This is a genomic window from Microbacterium kunmingense, from assembly GCF_023155745.1.
Taxonomy (GTDB): domain Bacteria; phylum Actinomycetota; class Actinomycetes; order Actinomycetales; family Microbacteriaceae; genus Microbacterium; species Microbacterium kunmingense.
This window is the reverse complement of record NZ_JAKNUS010000006.1, coordinates 129,770-147,123: the sequence shown is the minus strand read 5'-3', so window position 1 is coordinate 147,123 and position 17,354 is coordinate 129,770. Positions and strand designations below refer to the sequence as shown.

The 17,354-nt window shown below is 72.0% G+C and carries 19 protein-coding genes; all 19 read right to left on the bottom strand.

What is annotated here, in order from left to right; genetic code table 11:
* Nucleotides 1-7: 7 nt before the first annotated feature.
* Nucleotides 8-238, bottom strand: coding sequence for a DUF6704 family protein (locus MA875_RS10610; protein WP_179559209.1), 231 nt, complete (start codon nt 236-238; stop codon nt 8-10).
* Nucleotides 239-283: 45 nt separating this feature from the next.
* Nucleotides 284-907, bottom strand: a complete 624-nt coding sequence (locus MA875_RS10605; RefSeq protein ID WP_248242260.1) for a Trp biosynthesis-associated membrane protein — start codon at nt 905-907, stop codon at nt 284-286.
* Entirely contained in the window at nt 904-1,290 is a 387-nt protein-coding gene (hisI, locus tag MA875_RS10600) for a phosphoribosyl-AMP cyclohydrolase (protein WP_248242259.1), read from the bottom strand. The genes MA875_RS10605 and hisI overlap by 4 nt, the downstream gene beginning before the upstream one ends.
* Nucleotides 1,287-2,081, bottom strand: coding sequence for an imidazole glycerol phosphate synthase subunit HisF (gene hisF, locus MA875_RS10595; RefSeq protein ID WP_248242258.1), 795 nt, complete (start codon nt 2,079-2,081; stop codon nt 1,287-1,289). The genes hisI and hisF overlap by 4 nt, the downstream gene beginning before the upstream one ends.
* Nucleotide 2,082: 1 nt before the next feature.
* The gene (gene hisG / locus MA875_RS10590; RefSeq protein ID WP_248242257.1) at nt 2,083-2,925 is read right to left on the bottom strand and encodes an ATP phosphoribosyltransferase; all 843 of its coding nucleotides are present in this window, start codon (nt 2,923-2,925) and stop codon (nt 2,083-2,085) included.
* 39 nt (nt 2,926-2,964) lie between these two features.
* On the bottom strand, nt 2,965-3,228 hold the full coding sequence (locus MA875_RS10585) for a phosphoribosyl-ATP diphosphatase (RefSeq protein WP_248242256.1): 264 nt from the start codon (nt 3,226-3,228) through the stop codon (nt 2,965-2,967).
* 44 nt (nt 3,229-3,272) lie between these two features.
* Entirely contained in the window at nt 3,273-3,863 is a 591-nt protein-coding gene (locus MA875_RS10580; protein WP_248242255.1) for a hypothetical protein, read from the bottom strand.
* A 12-nt stretch (nt 3,864-3,875) separates the two neighbouring features.
* Nucleotides 3,876-4,577 (bottom strand): ribulose-phosphate 3-epimerase, encoded by a 702-nt coding sequence (gene rpe / locus MA875_RS10575; protein WP_308221520.1) that lies wholly within the window; start codon nt 4,575-4,577, stop codon nt 3,876-3,878.
* Between the two features lie 46 nt (nt 4,578-4,623).
* The gene (locus MA875_RS10570; protein ID WP_248242254.1) at nt 4,624-5,988 is read right to left on the bottom strand and encodes an RsmB/NOP family class I SAM-dependent RNA methyltransferase; all 1,365 of its coding nucleotides are present in this window, start codon (nt 5,986-5,988) and stop codon (nt 4,624-4,626) included.
* The gene (fmt, locus tag MA875_RS10565) at nt 5,985-6,908 is read right to left on the bottom strand and encodes a methionyl-tRNA formyltransferase (protein ID WP_248242253.1); all 924 of its coding nucleotides are present in this window, start codon (nt 6,906-6,908) and stop codon (nt 5,985-5,987) included. Before fmt ends, MA875_RS10570 begins: the two co-directional genes overlap by 4 nt.
* A gap of 8 nt (nt 6,909-6,916) precedes the next feature.
* On the bottom strand, nt 6,917-8,902 hold the full coding sequence (locus tag MA875_RS10560) for a primosomal protein N' family DNA-binding protein (protein WP_248242252.1): 1,986 nt from the start codon (nt 8,900-8,902) through the stop codon (nt 6,917-6,919).
* Between the two features lie 31 nt (nt 8,903-8,933).
* Nucleotides 8,934-10,127, bottom strand: a complete 1,194-nt coding sequence (metK, locus tag MA875_RS10555; protein ID WP_248242251.1) for a methionine adenosyltransferase — start codon at nt 10,125-10,127, stop codon at nt 8,934-8,936.
* A gap of 80 nt (nt 10,128-10,207) precedes the next feature.
* Nucleotides 10,208-10,462 carry a DNA-directed RNA polymerase subunit omega gene (gene rpoZ, locus MA875_RS10550; protein ID WP_124293224.1) on the bottom strand — a complete coding sequence of 85 codons (255 nt, stop codon included), beginning with the start codon at nt 10,460-10,462 and terminating at the stop codon, nt 10,208-10,210.
* An 84-nt stretch (nt 10,463-10,546) separates the two neighbouring features.
* Nucleotides 10,547-11,155 carry a CoA-binding protein gene (locus MA875_RS10545; RefSeq protein ID WP_248242250.1) on the bottom strand — a complete coding sequence of 203 codons (609 nt, stop codon included), beginning with the start codon at nt 11,153-11,155 and terminating at the stop codon, nt 10,547-10,549.
* A complete protein-coding gene (locus tag MA875_RS10540; protein WP_248242249.1) occupies nt 11,152-12,483 on the bottom strand; it encodes an O-acetylhomoserine aminocarboxypropyltransferase/cysteine synthase family protein in 1,332 nt (443 codons plus the stop codon). The genes MA875_RS10545 and MA875_RS10540 overlap by 4 nt, the downstream gene beginning before the upstream one ends.
* 24 nt (nt 12,484-12,507) lie before the next feature.
* Nucleotides 12,508-14,508, bottom strand: a complete 2,001-nt coding sequence (gene acs, locus MA875_RS10535) for an acetate--CoA ligase (RefSeq protein WP_308221519.1) — start codon at nt 14,506-14,508, stop codon at nt 12,508-12,510.
* Complete coding sequence (locus MA875_RS10530) at nt 14,505-15,326, bottom strand: ABC transporter permease (protein ID WP_372492566.1); 822 nt, start codon at nt 15,324-15,326, stop codon at nt 14,505-14,507. The genes acs and MA875_RS10530 overlap by 4 nt, the downstream gene beginning before the upstream one ends.
* Before the next feature lie 65 nt (nt 15,327-15,391).
* Nucleotides 15,392-16,444 carry an aliphatic sulfonate ABC transporter substrate-binding protein gene (locus MA875_RS10525; RefSeq protein WP_248242248.1) on the bottom strand — a complete coding sequence of 351 codons (1,053 nt, stop codon included), beginning with the start codon at nt 16,442-16,444 and terminating at the stop codon, nt 15,392-15,394.
* Nucleotides 16,441-17,292: an ABC transporter ATP-binding protein gene (locus MA875_RS10520; protein WP_248242247.1), complete on the bottom strand. Its 852-nt coding sequence runs from the start codon at nt 17,290-17,292 to the stop codon at nt 16,441-16,443. The genes MA875_RS10525 and MA875_RS10520 overlap by 4 nt, the downstream gene beginning before the upstream one ends.
* Nucleotides 17,293-17,354: the final 62 nt, after the last annotated feature.

Below are 17,354 nucleotides of genomic sequence, written 5' to 3'. Positions count from 1 at the left end.
CCCGCGCTCAATGCTCTTTCGCCGTTGTCTTGGCACCGCCGACGCCGTACCCGGCCTTCGACATGCCCCAGCCCACGAGCAGACCCACGACGACCAGCCCCGCGGAGGCCCACACCACCCACGGCACGTCGAAGAAGAACGCGACAGTGCCGACGGTGAAGCCGACGAGCATGATGACGACAGCCGTCCACGCTGCCGGCGAGTTGCCGTGGCCGGGATCACCGATGTGGTTGCTCATGAATATCCTCCGAAACGCCGGGACACACCATCGCCAGTCTATCGGTCAGACCGTCGGATCCTGTCCGCGCGACAGGTCGTCCCAGGAGTCGATCGCGGCGGCGCGCCGCGACGACTCACCCTCTGGCGCGTCGCGCGCATCGGTGCGGTACTTCCGTCCGGCACCGGGCCAGCGGTGGGCGGTGGCGAGGATGAGCGCTCCGGCCCCGAGCAGGACGACGCATGCCGCGAGGGTGATGGGCGGCCATGGTGTCATGGATACCGCGGTGACGAGGTCGCCGACGGCCTCGAGACCCGCGATGCCCGTGGCCTCCGTGACAGCCGACACGACCGCGGACACCGGTGCCGTGAAGACGATCGTGCCCGTGGCGATCCCGAGGACGACGGCGATCACCACGGTGAGGACGCCGAAGATGTATCGCAGCACCGTGCCGGCGATGGCCAGGGCCGCACCCAGGGCCAGGGCGGTGAGACTGAGCGGTGCCAGGACGGGAAGCGCCGCTGCTCCGCTGACCGGCAGCAGGTCGCGGGCGCCGTCCTCGATCGTCACCGAGAGCCAGGTCTGCGTCGAGGCGATGACACCGAGCGCGCCGGCGGCGAGGATCAGGATGACCGCGAGCGAGCGGGCACGCACGGTCGATTTTCCGCTCGGCCCGTCAGGGAGGTTCACGACGGATCGCCCTCCGGCTGCGCGCCCACCGCCGGATCCAGATCGTCGGAGTCGAAGCAGGTGCGCGTTCCGGTGTGGCAGGCCACGCCCACCTGCTCGACCTCGACGAGGATCGCGTCGCCGTCGCAGTCCAGGCGCGCGCCGCGGACGTACTGCGCGTGTCCGGAGGTGTCGCCCTTGCGCCAGTACTCCTGTCGGGAGCGTGACCAGAACGTCACCCGCCCCTCGGTGAGGGTGCGACGCAGCGCCTCGGCGTCCATCCAGCCGAGCATGAGCACCTCCCGGGTGTCCCACTGCTGGATGATCGCCGCCACGAGACCGTCGTCGGTGAACCGCACGCGCGCGATGCGGTCGTCGATGTCAGCAGGGTCCGCGGGCGTCATCCGCCCGCCTCCGTCCGACGCACCGGAATGCCTTCGCGGGCCAACGCGTCCTTGACCTCGCCGACGCGCAACTGGCCGGTGTGGAACACCGAGGCGGCCAGCACGGCGTCCGCTCCCGCGGCGATGGCCGGCGCGAAGTGCTCCACAGCGCCTGCGCCGCCGGAGGCGATGATCGGAACGCGCGCGACGTCCCGCATCGCGCTGATGAGCTCCAGATCGAAGCCCCGCTTGGTCCCGTCGGCGTCGATGGAGTTCACCAGCAACTCCCCCGCGCCCCGCTCCGCCGCCTCGCGCGCCCAGACGAGGGCGTCCAGATCGGTCTCGGTGCGCCCTCCGTGGGTGGTCACCACGAATCCCGACGCCGACGCTTCGCGACGCTCCGGAGAGACCCGCTTGACATCGAGCGAGAGGACGAGCACCTGGGCTCCGAAACGGTCGGCGATCTCGTCGAGGAGGTCGGGACGCGCGATCGCGGCGGAATTCACGCCGATCTTGTCCGCCCCGACGGAGAGCAGGCGTGCGACGTCATCGGTCGAGCGCACCCCGCCTCCCACCGTCAGCGGGATGAAGACCTGCTCGGCGGTGCGCTGCACGACGTCGTAGGTCGTCGCGCGCTCATCGACGGTGGCGGTGACGTCGAGGAACGTGACCTCGTCGGCGCCCTGGTCGAAGTACGCCTTGGCGAGCTCGACCGGGTCGCCCATATCGCGCAGATCGAGGAAGTTCACACCCTTCACGACGCGACCGCCGGCGACGTCGAGACACGGGATGACGCGAGTGGCCAGCGTCATGTCACAGCCTCGCCGCGTGGATCTCGGTGACGAGGATCGCCCGTGCGCCGATCGCGTACAGGGCGTCCATGACCTGATTCACCCCTTTTCGCGGACTCATCACGCGCACCGCGACCCACTCGGGGTCGCGCAGCGGCGAGATGGTCGGCGACTCGATGCCGGGTGCCACCGCGACGGCGTCATCGACGAGTCGGGCGGGGAGGTCGTAGTCGATGAGCACGTAGCGGCGGGCGACCATCACTCCCCGCAGGCGGCGAAGGAGCGTCTCCGTCCCCTCCGCCTCGACGGGTGCTCCGATGAGCACGGCCTCGGACTGCAGGATCGCCGGTCCGAAGATCTCCAGACCCGCCTGACGCAGCGTCGTGCCCGTCGAGACGACGTCGGCCACGGCGTCGGCCACCCCGAGGCGCACGGCCGACTCGACCGCACCGTCCAGGGGGACGAGGTCGACGGCCACACCGCGCTCGTCGAGGAAGCCGTCGACGAGGCCGGGGTACGCCGTGGCGACCCGCACGCCTTCGAGGTCGTCGACATCGCTGAAACGTCCGGGCGGCCCCGCGAAGCGGAACGTGGAGTCGCCGAAGCCGAGCGCTTCGATCTCGCGGGCGCCCGGCATGCGGGCATCCAGCAGCAGGTCGCGGCCGGTGATGCCCACATCCAACGCGCCGGAACCGACGTAGGTGGCGATGTCCTTCGGGCGCAGGTAGAAGAACTCGACCTCGTTCTCGGGGTCGATGACGTGAAGGTCCTTCGGGTCACGCCGGCCGGTGTATCCGGCCTCCTGGAGCATGGCGGAGGCGGTGTCGGCGAGCGAGCCCTTGTTGGGCACGGCGATTCTGAGCATGGCGGAGGCTTTCGGGAGGGAAGTCGGACGCAGGACCGCTCAGAGATGTCGGTAGACGTCCTCGAGGGTCAGCCCCTTGGCCACCAGCAGGACCTGCAGGTGGTAGAGCAGCTGGGAGATCTCCTCGGCGGTGCGATCGTCCGATTCGTACTCGGCGGCCATCCAGACCTCGGCGGCCTCTTCGACGATCTTCTTGCCGATCGCGTGGACACCGGCATCGAGCTCGGCGACGGTCCCCGATCCGGCGGGGCGTTCGGCGGCCTTCGCCGTGAGCTCGGCGAACAGCGCGTCGAAAGTCTTCACCGCTCCAGGGTAGCGAACGCGTGGGCCGGCCCGGCGCCGGTGGGTCAGTGGACGAGGATGCTCAGGCCGATGACGAGAAGCCCCAGCAGCGTCGTCGCGACGACGCCCAGAACGCGCCAGGGCCAGGTCGCGCCGTTGCGTCTGGCGTTGAGATAGCCGATGAGCCCCAGGATGACCACGCCGCTGCCGAGGGCGAGGAAGTACGCCGTCCACTCGTCCAGCACCCCCCAGGTCCCCGTCGCGAGCAGGAAGACGGGGATCAGCATCGCCAGGGCCATGCCGCCGGAATGGCGCACACCGTCGCGGATGCCCACGTGCAGGGGCGGCACCGGCCGACGCGAGCGGCTTGCGACGACGGCGGCGTAGATGTGGGCGAGCCAGAACACGCCGACGGTTCCGGCGACGAACCAGATGACGTCGAGATCGGTGGGCGCTTCGATCTCCGCGCCGATGAGCGCCGTCACGAGGACGACGCCGTAGATGCCGTGCTCGCCGCTGTAGGCCGACAGCAGCCACTTCGCCCCGCGGGATCCGGCCACCCGGAGCGCGGCGGTGCTCGCCGGCGCGGACGTCACCGGCTCGTCGGCATCGAGGCCCGTCCCCGGCGGCGGCTCGTTCTCGGAGCGGTCGGTCATGGCATTCTCCGATCAGCCGCGAGGGTGGCGGTGGTGGTGGTGTCGGGCACGGTCCCGCAGCGCCACGATCGCGCGCTCGGGATCGTCGGCGCCGAAGACGGCGGAGCCGGCGACGAAGGTGTCGGCGCCGGCCTCGGCGGCCTGGGCGATCGTGGACTCCCCGATCCCGCCGTCGACCTGGAGCCACACCTCGGATCCGCGACGCCTCGCCTCCGCGGCGAGGGTGCGGAGCTTCGGCATCGTCTCGGGCATGAACGACTGGCCGCCGAATCCCGGTTCCACGGTCATCACCAGGATCTGATCGAACTCGTCGAGCACATCGAAGAGCGACTCGACCGGGGTCGCAGGCTTGACGGCCACCCCGGCGCGAGCGCCGATGGCCCGCAGCCGCCGGGCGATCGCGACCGGTTCGGTCGCCGCTTCCAGGTGGAAGGTCACCGACGCCGCCCCGATCTCGGCGTAGCCCGGCGCCCATCGCTCGGGGTCGTCGATCATCAGGTGCACGTCCAAGGGAACAGGGCTGGTGTCGAAGATGCGCTGCACCATCTGCGGACCGAAGGTGAGATTCGGGACGAAGTGGTTGTCCATGACGTCGACGTGCACGAAATCGGCCGCGGCGATGCGTGCGAGCTCGTCGGCCATGTGGACGAAGTCGGCGGCGAGGATGCTGGGATTGATCCGCACCTCTGCGGTGGCGTCGTGGTCGGCGTGCACCGGACCATTATGTCGGCCCGGCGGGTCGCCGCCCCGCGATCCGCCGTCAGCGGCGCCGGAGCAGCGAGATCGACATGGCGTCGGTACCGTGCCGGTGCGGCCACAGCTGGGCCCGCCCCGATCCGTCGGTCTGGGGGACGAGGCCCGGATCGGTCGCGCTGAAGGCGGTGATGACCGCGCGGGCATCGAGTTCCTCGACCTCTCCCCCACGCTCGCGCAGCACATCGGCCACGACACCCGCGGTTTCGGCGAGATGGGGTGAGCAGGTGACGTAGGCCACCACACCCCCGGGCGTCAGACCGTCGATGGCGGCGTCGAGCAGCCCTCGCTGCAGATCGACGAGGCCGGCGACGTCGGCGGGGGTCTTCCGCCACCTCGCCTCCGGGCGCCGCCGCAGAGCCCCGAGCCCCGTGCACGGTGCATCGACGAGGATGCGGTCGTACCCGCCGCCGCGTGCCCGGGTACGACCGTCCTCCTCGCTGACGGGCACCTCCAGCGGCACCCCCGCCACCGATCGCCGCACCAGTCCCGCCCGTGCGGGGTTGAGCTCGTTTGCGTCGAGTCGGGCGCCCGCAGCGAGCGCTTCGGCCGCGAGGATCGCCGTCTTGCCCCCGGGTCCCGCGCACAGATCGAGCCACCGCTCCCCCGGCTGCGCGGGACGCGCCCGGGTGAGCGCGAGGGCGGCGATCTGAGATCCTTCGTCCTGTACGCGGATGCGTCCGCCGGAGGCGGTGACCTGAGTCTCGGGGTCGCCTCCGGGCGAGCGGAAGCCGAGGGGCGAGAAGCGGGTGCGCGCGGCATCTTCCGGCACCTCGGCGAGTCCCGGCAGGGCCGCGAACGTCACCCGTGGGGAGACATTGTCCGCCTGGAGGAGGTCGTCCAGCTCTTCCACGCGCCCCTCGGCGGCCAGGGCCCGACGGAACGCACGGACAACCCAGACCGGGTGGGCAGTGAGAAGACCGATCCGCTCGTCGTCGGAGCGTGCGGTCTCGCCGATCCGCGTCATCCACTCCCCCGGAGTGTCACGGGAGATCCTGCGCAGCACCGCGTTGGCGAACCCGCCCGCGCTGCGGCCTGCGGCGCGGCGGGCGAGCTCGACCGACTCGTTGACCGCCGCGTGGGAGGCGACGCGGGTCGACAGCAGCTGATGCACCCCGAGTCGGATGGCGTCGAGGACGGGTGGGTCGATGAGGTCGACCGCGCGACCTGCGGCGAGGGAGATGACCGCGTCGTAGGTGTTCTCCCGGCGGAGGGTCCCGTAGGTGAGCTCGGTCGCGAGCCCCGCGTCGGCGGCGTCGAGCCCGGCGCGGCGGATCGCCGTCGGAAGGAGGAGGTTCGCGTAGGCGTCGGAGTCGTGGACGGCGCGGATCGTCTCGAACGCCACCAGGCGGGCCGGGGCGAGCGTGCTCATGAGCCGAGCACCGGATCGCTCTGTCGCAGCCCGCGAAGCCAATCCGCGGCATTCATGGGCCCGCGTCCGGCAGGTTGCACGCTCTCCAGCGCGACCGGCTCCGTCGCCGTTCCGGCGATGACGGAGCGGCCGTGCGTGCCGAGACGACCGGGCGGCAGCAGTGGAGCCGCCGGGTCTGCGGCTCGCGCTCGCAGCACCTTCACCCGGGCGCCGTCGAGGGTGGTGTGGGCACCGGGTTCGGGCGTCACGCCGCGGAATCGGTGGAGCACCTCGTCTCGTGTCCTGGTCCAGTCCAGGCGTCCGTCGTCGTCGCCGAGCTTGGGCGCGAACGTCGGCCGGCCGTGCTGGGGCCGCGGCCGAGCTGACCCGTCGGCGATCGCGTCGACCACCTCGCGCACGAGCGCGGCCCCGCGTTCGGCGAGGAGAGCCAGCACCTCCCCCGCCGTGGCGTCGTCCGGGGTGGGGAGGACCACCTCTTCGTAGACGTCGCCGGCGTCGAGCTCGGCGACGAGCCGGAAGACGCTGGCGGCGATCTCGGAGTCGCCTGCGATGAGCGCGTGCTGCACCGGAGCCGCGCCCCGCCACTGCGGCAGCCGGGAGAAGTGGAGGTTGATCCAGCCGTGGCGCGGGAGGGAGAGCAGAGGCTCGCGCACGAGACCGCCGTAGGCGACGATCACCCCGAGGTCGGGACCGACGTCCTGGATTGCGGTCGTCGCCGCGTCATCGAGGCGACCGGTCTTGAGGATCGGCAGGTCGAGCTCGGCGGCGGCGGCGGCGACCGGAGACGGGGTCAGGACGCGCTTTCGTCCCAGGGGTGCGTCATCGCGGGTCACCACGGTGACGATGTCGTGGGATGACGCGTGCAGGGCGCGCAGCGACGGAACGGCCGGTGCGGGGGTGCCGGCGAAGACGAGACGCATAGGGGCTCTCACAGGTCGAGGTCGGGCAGATCCACCCGCACTCTGAGTGTAGGCGGGGTACCGGCGGACGCCGGAGCCCTGCCGCGGCCGCGGCGCGCCCGCAGGGCCGCCGCCACGACGGAGGAGCGCAACGACTCGGCGACATCCGCGCCCGAGCGGTAGTCGAAGCGGACGAGGGCGCGCACCGCGCCGTCCGCGCGGGGGGCGGGCCCGAGGACGCTGTCGTCATCGAGCGCGGGCACGGCCTGCCGCAGGGTCGAGATCGCCGTCTCGACGCTCGGCGCGTCGCCCTCCACCGCGGCCACCCGCACCGCCGGCGGCATGCGCAGCGGCGCGCGCGCGGCGAGCTCGCCGCGCGCGTACGCCGCCTGCGACCACGTCGCCAGGGCCCGGGCGACCGCGCCGGTCACGCCGACGAGGTGCACCGGGGCGCCGGGGGCCGCCAGGGCGGCGGCGTTGGACCACCAGCGAAGGGCCGCCTCGCCGATCCGAAGATCGTCGGACAGCAGCATCCGCTCACCGTCGAGCAGCACCACGGCGCGGTATCCGCCGTCGGCCGGGGGCTCGGCGCCGCGCGTGGCGATCACGAGCGCCGGCGTCGCAGGCACGCCCTCCACGGTGTGGCGGCCGTCGGAGATGACGATGCGCACGCCGGGGAAGGCGCGACCGAGTTCCTCGGCGGTCCGCTCGCTTCCCGAGGAGGCCAGACGCACCTTGTCCGCGCCGCAGTGCACGCACGTCCACGCCCGGGCCGCACGCGCGCACCAGGAGCACTCGGGCACGACCCCCACACCCGCGGCGTGGAGGGGTCCCTCGCAGTGCCGACACCGTGCGGGACGACGGCACTCGGCGCACACCAGCACCGGCGCATAGCCGGGGCGGGCGACCTGCACGAGGACGGGCCCTTCGGCGAGGGCCTCCCGTGCCGCCCGGAATGCGCTCGACGGGATGCGCACACCGCGACCCTCCGCATCCTGCGTGGCGCTGAGGACGACCCGCGGTGAGCTCCGGCGCGCAGCCGGGATCTCCCGCACGAAGCCGAGCTGCACGAGTCGCTCCACATCCGTTGTGCGCGTATGGCCCGCGAAGAGCAGCGCGCACCCGTCGAGCTCCTGCCGGATGAGCGCGGCGTCCCGCGCGTGGACCCCCGGGGAGAGGGGCTCGGCGAGCAGCGGATCGCCGTCGTCCCAGACCGCGACGAGACCGACGCGGTGGACCGGGGCGTAGACGGCCGACCTGTTGCCGACGACGATGCAGGGGGTGGAGGCCAGCATCCGCAGGAAGCCGGCGTAGCGAGCGGGGCCCGACTGCCTCGCGTCGTCACGGACCACCGCCGCGCCGTCGACGCGCGAGGCGAGCGCACGCTCGAGCTGCGCCTGGTCGCGGTGGTCGGGGACGACGAGGACCGCGCTTCTGCCGGTCGCGAGCGTGCTCACCGCGGCGGCGGCCAGGAGATCCGCCCACGCACCGACGTCGCCGACCGGGGTGGAGATCGGGTGCGGCGGAGCGTCGACGGCCAGGCGCCCACCCTCGGAGAGGGCCGCCTGGAGCCCCGGGAATGCTCCCAGCGTCGCGTGGGCCGCCCCGAGCGCGTCGGGCGGGATCACCGACGCTTCCGCCGGCTCCGCCGCGAGCCATGCCTTCTCGGCCCGCACCATCCGCTTGGGGATCACCAGGCGCAGGATGTCGGCGGCCGACCCCGCCGCACGGTCGGCCGCACGACGGGCGAGCGTGTAGAGACTCTCCGGCAGAACCGGGACCGGGGAGACGACGGCATCGATGTCGGAGAGCGGCCGCTCACCGACATCCGGTTCCTCATCGACCTCGACGACATAGGCGTCGACGACCCGCCCCGCGCTGCGGAGCGGAACCTTGACGCGCACCCCCGGGGAGACCTCGCCCGCGAGGGCGGGCGGCACGGCGTAGTCGAACAGCCGGTCCAGCTGCGGGAGCGGGGAATCGATGAGGACCCGCGCCACCCTCGCCGCGCTCACCCGCGGCGCTCCCCTCCCGTGAGGGACGCGGTCACAGGCCTGCGGCCGCGCGCAGCTCGTCGACCCGGTCGGTGCGCTCCCACGTGAAGTCGGGGAGTTCACGACCGAAATGGCCGTAGGCCGCCGTCTGGGCGTAGATCGGGCGGAGGAGGTCGAGCTGCTCGATGATGGCGCGCGGGCGCAGGTCGAACACCTCGCGGATGGCGGCGGTGATCACCTCGTCGGCCACGTGACCCGTGCCGAAGGTCTCGACGTACAGGCCGACCGGCTTGGCCTTCCCGATCGCGTAGGCCACCTGCACTTCGAGCCTGTCGGCGAGCCCCGCCGCGACGGCGTTCTTCGCCACCCATCGCATGGCGTACGCGGCGGAACGGTCGACCTTCGAGGGATCCTTCCCGCTGAAGGCCCCGCCGCCGTGGCGGGCGGCGCCGCCGTAGGTGTCGATGATGATCTTGCGGCCGGTCAGGCCCGCATCGCCCTTCGGACCCCCGACGACGAAGGGACCGGCGGGGTTGATGTAGAACTTCACCCCGGACGCGTCGAGTCCGGTCGCTTCGAGGACCGGCTCGATCACCTCGTCGCGCACGGCGCCGCGAAGGGCCTTCTGCGAGATGTCGGGGTGGTGCTGGGTGGAGAGCACCACCGACTCGACGGTGCGCGGCACCACGCCGTCGTAGCCGAGGGTCACCTGCGTCTTGCCGTCGGGACGCAGGAAAGGCAGGCTCCCGTCGCGGCGGACCGCGGCGAGGCGCTCTGCCATCCGGTGCGCCGTCCACGCGGCCATGGGCATGAGCTGCGGCGTCTCGGTGGTGGCGTAGCCGAACATGATGCCCTGGTCCCCCGCACCCTGCTCGTCGTTGGGGTCGACCGAGCCGCCTTCGCGCCGCTCGAACGCCTTGTCGACCCCGGCGGCGATGTCGGAGGACTGCGCGCCGATCGACACGCTCACTCCGCACGAGTCGCCGTCGAATCCGGTGTCGCTGGAGGTGTAGCCGATGCGGTTGACCACGGAGCGCACGATCGCGGGGATCTCGACGTACGCCGCGGTGGAGACCTCGCCCGCGACGTGGACGAGACCGGTGGTGACGAGCGTCTCGACCGCCACCCGCCCGTGCGGATCCTCGGCGAGGATCGCGTCGAGGATGCTGTCCGAGATCTGGTCGCAGATCTTGTCGGGGTGGCCCTCTGTGACGGATTCGGACGTGAACAGACGCAATGCGGTCATCGGTGCTCCAGATCTCGCGGGGACGGGCACAAGTATGCCCGGGGTGGCCGACAGCCACCCCGGGCAGGGACGTGAGGGACTTACTCGGCGGCCCGCAGGCGGAGCTTGTCCTCGTTGATTTCGTGAAGGGCGATCGTCAGCGGCTTGTCCTCGACAGTCGAGTCCACGAGGGGACCGACGTTGTCGAAGAGGTTCCCCTCGTGCAGGTCGGAGTAGTAGTCGTTGATCTGACGCGCGCGACGGGCGGCGTAGATGACGAGCTGGTACTTCGAGTCGACCTTCTCGAGAAGGCTGTCGATGGGGGGCTCGATGATGCCCTGGTTGGTTCCGGCCATGGCTGAACCTCCTGGTTCGAAAGGATGTCGGCGGAGAAGTCGTCGGGCGCGGGGCGGTCGGCCGAGCCGCGCCATCCGACCATTCTACAGGTCCGCGCGTCTGCTGAGCAGTTGCCGGCGGGAGCTGATCACACCGGTGTCGAATCCGGCGAGGTGGAGCCCGCCGTGGAAGCGCGCATGCTCGATCTTCACGCACCGATCCATGACCACCGACAGCCCGGCCCCCTCGGCGACGGCGGCGGCGCCCTCGTGCCACGACCCGAGCTGCAGCCACAGGGTCTTCGCCCCCGCGGCCACCGCCTCGGCGGCCACGCCCGGAAGGTCGTCGTGGCGCCGGAAGACGTCGACCAGGTCGGGGGCGACCGGCAGATCCGCCAGCGACGCATACGCCGGCCGGCCGAGGATCGTGTCGGCCCGGGGATTGACGAAGTACACGTCGTAGGGCGCGCTTCCGAGGAGATAGGTCGCGACGAAGTAGCTCGCCCGCGTCGGGTTGTCCGAGGCGCCGACGATCGCGATCGACCGGGTGCGGCGGAGGATCTCGAAGCGCTCCTGCGGGCCCGGGCCCTGCCAGGTGCGGCCCGGCGCCGGCGCGGACGGCAGCGCGCACGCGGCACCGTCCGCCGTGACGGGCGGGTCCACGGGCGCGACCGCATCCCCGGCGGTGGGCAGGGCGCAGGACAGGTCGGTCATCGGGTGGCTCCCGTCGCGGCAGTGAGGGCCTGGTCGAGGTCCCACAGGATGTCTTCGGGGTCTTCCAGCCCCACCGAGATGCGCACCAGGTCGGCGGGGACGCCGGCGGCACTGAGCTGTTCGGCGCTCAGCTGCTGGTGGGTGGTGGAGGCGGGGTGGATGACGAGGGTGCGCGCGTCGCCGATGTTGGCGAGGTGCGAGGCCAGCTGCAGCGCGTCGATGAAGCGCTCTCCCGCCGCGCGGGCGGCATCCGGATCGATCTCGTCGCCGGATCCCTCCGGCCGGATGCCGAAGGCGAACACCGAGCCGGGTCCGAGCGGCAGATATTGCTGCGCGCGCGCGTGGTGAGGGTGGTCAGGGAGCCCCGCCCAGGTGACGTACGAGACCCGGGGGTCCTCATCCAGCCACTCTGCGACGATCCTGGCGCCGGCGAGGTGCGCGTCGATGCGCTGCGGCAGCGTCTCGACCCCCTGGAGGAGCTGGAAGGCCGACTGGGGGCTCAGGGCCGGCCCGATGTCGCGCAGCTGTTCGCTGCGCAGCTTGGTCAGGAATCCGTATTCGCCGAAGTTGTCCCACCACCGGATGCCGCCGTACGAGGCCACCGGCTCGGTCATCTGGGGGAACTTGCCGTTCCCCCAGTCGAAGGTGCCCTTCTCGATGACCACGCCGCCGAGGGTCGTGCCGTGACCGCCGAGGAACTTCGTGACGGAGTGGATGACGATGTCGGCGCCGTGCTCGAGGGGGCGGGCGAGGTAGGGCGTCGCGAGGGTGGAGTCCACCACGAGCGGGATGCCCGCAGCGTGGGCGACGTCGGCGAGCCCCTCGATGTCGGCGATCGCGCCGGAGGGGTTCCCGATCGTTTCGACGTAGAGGACCTTGGTCTCGGGCCGGATCGCGGCGGCGTAGTCGGCGGGTTCGGTCGAGGCGACGAAGGTCGTCTCCACCCCGAAACGACGCAGGGTGACATCCAGCTGCGTCACCGTCCCGCCGTAGAGCTGCGCGGAAGCCACGACGTGGTCACCGGCGCCGACGAGGGCGGCGAAGGTGATGAACTCCGCGCTCATGCCGGACGCGGTCGCCACCGCGCCGATGCCCCCCTCCAGCGACGCGAGCCGCTCCTCGAGGGCCGCGACGGTGGGGTTGCCGATGCGCGAGTAGATGTTGCCGTACTTCTGCAGGGCGAAGAGGTTCGCGGCATCCTTCGCGCCCTCGAAGACGAAGGAGGTGCTCTGGTAGATCGGCACGGCGCGGGCGCCGGTGGCGGCGTCGGGAGTACCGCCGGCATGCAGGGCGCGGGTGCGGAAGCCGAAGCGATGGTCGTTGGTCATGGGTCCTTTTCCGAAGGGCGGGGGTCAGTGGGCGGCGAGGGCCTGGGCGATCGCGGCGACGGCATCGGGGTTCTGCAGCGAGGTGGTGTCGCCGAGCGGTGCAGGGACCCGCCCGGCGCGACGATCCAGGTCCGCCTCCCAGAGCTGGGCGAGGAGGCGCCGGAGGATCTTGCCCGACCGGGTCTTGGGAAGCTCCGGCACGCAGACGACGCGGTGCGGGCGCGCCACCGGTCCGATCGCGCGGGCCACCTCGTCGCGCAGGTCCTGCTCGTCGGGACGGGCGTCACCGGCGGTGACGGCGAAGACCACCACGCGCTGTCCGGTCACCGGGTCGGCCACGCCGGTGGCCCCCGCCTCGGCGATATCGGCGCGGGCGACGAGGGCCGACTCGATCTCGATGGTCGACAGGCGATGGCCCGAGACGTTCACGACGTCGTCCAGGCGGCCGAGGATGCGGATGTTCCCGTCCTCATCGCGGGTCGCGCCGTCGCCGGCGACGTAGTACCCACCCCACTCGCCGAGACCGGCGAAGCTCGACCAGTACGCGCTCCGGTAGCGCGCCGGGTTGCCCCACACGGTGCGGGCCATTCCCGGCCAGGGTCGACGGACCACGAGGGTGCCCGTGCCGCCCGCGGGGATCTCGGCTCCGTCGTCGTCGACCACGGCGACGTCGATGCCGGGAAGCGGACGCGTGGGCGAGCCGGGTGCGAGGGTGGTGGCGCCGGGGAGCGGGGCGACCATGGCCGCACCGGTCTCGGACTGCCACCAGGTGTCGACGACGGGAAGCTCGCCTCTGCCGAACGTGTCGCGGAACCACAGCCAGGCGGCGGGGTTGATGGCCTCCCCCACCGTGCCGAGCAGGCGCAGGCTCGACAGGTCGAATTCCTCCGGCAGCGCCTCACCGAACCACGCCATGAAGGTGCGGATGAGGGTGGGCGCGGTGTAGTACACCGTCACGCCGTAGCGCTCGATGATCTCCAGGTGCCGCGTGCGGTCGGGGGCGTCGGGGGTGCCCTCGTAGATCACCTGCGTGAGGCCGTTGGAGAGCGGCCCGTACAGCTCGTACGTGTGCGCGGTCACCCAGGCGAGGTCGGCGGTGCACCAGTGCACGTCCTCGGGCTTGGCGTCGAAGTGCGCCCAGTGGGCCCAGGACGCCTGCGTGAGGTACCCACCCGAGGTGTGCACGAGTCCCTTGGGGCGGCCGGTGGTCCCCGAGGTGTAGATGATGAAGAGCGGATGCTCCGCATCGACATCGCTCGCCTCGTGCACGTCGGGCTGTGCGGCGGTGATCTCGTGCCACCAGAGGTCGCGCCCGGCGGTCCACGGCACCTCGTGACCGGTGCGGCGCACCACCAGGACGTGCTCGAGGTGCGCCAGGCCCGCAGCCGCGGCATCCGCGGTGGATTTGACCTCGATCGCGGCTCCGCGTCGGAACTGCCCGTCGGAGGTGACGAGCACCTTCGCGCCGGTGTCTTCGAGGCGGAAGCGGAGCGCCTCGGCGGAGAAGCCCCCGAACACCAGGGAGTGCACCGCCCCGATCCGCGCGCAGGCGAGCGCGACGACGACGGTCTCGACGAGCACGGGCAGGTAGACCACGACCCGGTCGCCGGGCCCGACGCCGAGCGCGCTCAGGGCGTGAGCGGCGCGTGCGACGTCGCGCTGGAGGTCGGCGTAGGTGACCCGACGGCGATCTCCCGGCTCTCCCTCGAAGTACAGCGCCACCGTGTCGCCGCGACCGGCCGCGACGTGCCGGTCGACGCAGTTGACCGCGACATTCAGTCGCCCGCCGCCGAACCACTGCGCCGTGGGGATCACCGCGGGGTCGTCGGCATCGGGCGGCGTCCACTCCAGGGTGCGCTGCCAGGGGGTCGTCCAGTGAAGGCGCCGCGCAGCCTCGTCCCAGAAACCCAGCGGATCGATGGCGCCGCGCTCGTACGCCTCGGCGGTGACGTTGGCGCGCGCTGCCAGCTCCGCCGGCGGGGCGAAGCGCAGCGAGGAGCGGTCGAGGGTCTGCGCGGGGGTCACGCCCACCGCCGCAGCAGCCGCTTCTGCACCACGCTCAGGATGGCGTTGGAGAGCGCGCCGAGGAGTGCCAGCAGCACGATGGTGAGGAGGATGCGATCCACCCGTCCGGTCTGCTGCGAGATCGTGAGAAGGAACCCGAGGCCCATCGCCGCTCCCAGAAGCTCCGAGGCGACGAGGAACAGCCATGCCTGCGCCATCCCCAGACGCAGGCCCGACACGAGGGCCGGGAGGACGGCGGGAAGCTGGACGGTGCGGAACAGGTCCCATCCGCGCAGGCTGAAGGACCGCCCCATCTCCACCAGGTGAGCGTCGACATGGCGGAGGGCACCGGCCACGGTGGTGAACACGGGGAAGAAGGCCCCGATCGCGATGAGGGTGACCTTGGACTCCTCGCCGATCCCCATCCACAGCAGCAGAAGCGGAACGAGAGCGAGCGACGGGATGGCGCGCAGCGCCGCGAGCGAAGGGCTCAGCAGGACGTCGCCGATGCGGCTGAGCCCGACGATGGCTGCCGCGCCGATCCCGATGAGCGAGCCCAGGGCGAACCCGAGGAGCACGCGCTGCACCGAGATGGCGATGTTCAGCCACAGCTCGCCCGTCTGGGCCATCTCCGCCGCGGCGGTCAGGACCGTCGCCGGCGCCGGAAGCCGGTAGGCGGGGATCGCACCCGTAGTCGAGGCGATCTGCCAGGCCAGGAGGAGGAGGGCGGGGACGAGGAGACCGCCGACGACGCGGACTGCGGGCCGAGCCCACAGATCCCGACGCGCGGGTGCCCCCGCCGCGGAAGCGACGGGGGCGGTGGCCGGGGCGGCTGTCACGGACGGCGCACCCCGGTCGGGTTCGTGATCGAGGGTCGCGGCGCGGCCCGGTCGGATGTCGATGCTCACTGGTCCTCCGTCGCGGTGCGGGCGAAGCTGTCGTCGATGAGGGTCGCCAGAGCGTCGTCCACGGCGGCCTGGCCGCCCTGGATGGAGCCGGACTCGACGAGCACGGGGCCGATCTTCTCCAGCACCGCGAGCTGGTCGTCGCCGGGGACGCCGCTGACATCGAGGTTGGAGCGCTCGGTGATGACCGTCTCGGCCACCGCCGGGTCGATCCCGGCGACCTCCGCCAGCAGCGCCGCGGTCTCCTCCGGGTTCTCCAGAGCCCACGCGCGAGCCTCCTCGTAGGCGTCGACGACGACCTGGGCGACATCGGGGTGATCGGTGAGGAACTGCTCGGTGGCGTTGAGGAAGCCGTAGGAGTTGAAGTCGACGTTGCGGTAGACCAGCTGCGCGCCCGACTCCGCCTCGGCGGCGGCCATGATGGGATCGAGGCCCGCCCACGCGTCGACCGAGCCCGCGTCGAGCGCGGCGCGCCCGTCGGCGTGCTGGAGGTTCTGCAGCTGGATGTCGGAGATCGTCAGACCTTCCGTCTCCAGCGCCTGCAGCAGGAAGAAGTAGGGGTCGGTGCCGGGGGTGGCGGCGACGGACTTTCCGGCGAGGTCGGCGACGGAGGCGATGTCGCTGCCCTCGGGCACGACGAGGGCCGACCACTCCGGCTGGGAGTAGATGTCGATGACCTTGATCGGCGAGCCGTTGGCCCGCGCGAGCAGCGCCGCCGAGCCGGCGGTCGAGCCGACGTCGATCGAACCGGAGCGCAGGAACTCGTTGGCCTTGTTCGAGCCCGCCGACTGCACCCACTCGACGGTGACGTCGTCGCCGAGGGCTTCTTCAAGCAGGCCCTGGTCGCGCACGATCAGGCTCAGCGGGTTGTAGGTGGCGAAGTCGATCGACAGCGTGTCGGTGGACCACTCGGTGCTCTCCGAACCGGCCGAGCCGGCGGCATCCGCATTCGAGGCATCGGCGCTCTCACCGGCGAGGCAGCCGGTGGTGGCGAGCATGATCGTCCCGGCGATCGCGAGGGCGGGAACGGTGCGGCGGACGATGGTGCTCATCGGGTCTCCTCGGCGGTGCGGGGTTCGGGTGTGCTGTGGTGGGTGTCGACGCCGAGCCCTTCGAGGAGCTCGGCGCGCAGGGCGGTGAAATCGTGGGCGGCGCGGTCGCGCGGACGGGTTCCGGGCACCTCGACGATGCGGGCGATGGAGGATGCCGCCGGGTCGTCGCCGAGCGAGCGCAGCAGCAGCACGCGATCGGCGAGGTACAGCGCCTCTTCGACGTCGTGGGTGACGAGGAGCACCGTGGTCGGCCGCGCGGCGTGGATCTGCAGGAGAAGGTCCTGCATGCGCAGGCGTGTGAGCGCGTCCAGCGCCCCGAAGGGCTCGTCCAGGAGCAGGACCTCGGGGCCGCGCGCGAGCGCGCGGGCGAGCGACGTGCGCTGCGCCATTCCGCCGGAGATCTCCCGCGGCCGGCGGTCGGCGGCATGGCCGAGCCCGACGAGGTCGAGGAGCTCGGCGACGCGGTCACGACGCTCGGTCCCGCGGAGCCCGCGGGGAAGACCGAGGGCGACGTTGTCGGCGATGGTGCGCCAGGGAAGCAGCCGCGGCTCCTGGAAGGCCACCGCGGTCCGGTCATCGGTGTCGCGGACGGGCGCGGCGTCGAGGTCGATGACACCGGCGGTCGGGGTGTCCAGGCCCGCGAGCAGGCGCAGGAGGGTCGATTTGCCGCATCCGGACGGGCCCACCACCGCGACGATCTCCCCCGGCGCGAGCGTCAGGTCCACTCCGCGCAGCACGGGGAGCGGCGCGAGGGTGACGAAGGTCCGCGCCACCCCGGCGACCCGCACCGCACCGCGACGTTCGCCGACGGCGGGCACGTCGATGACGCGGGAGTTCGGGGTGGGCATGTACCCAGACTGCCGATGCCGGGCCTCGATGACATCTCGGGCGTAACGTTCTGAAACGTCCG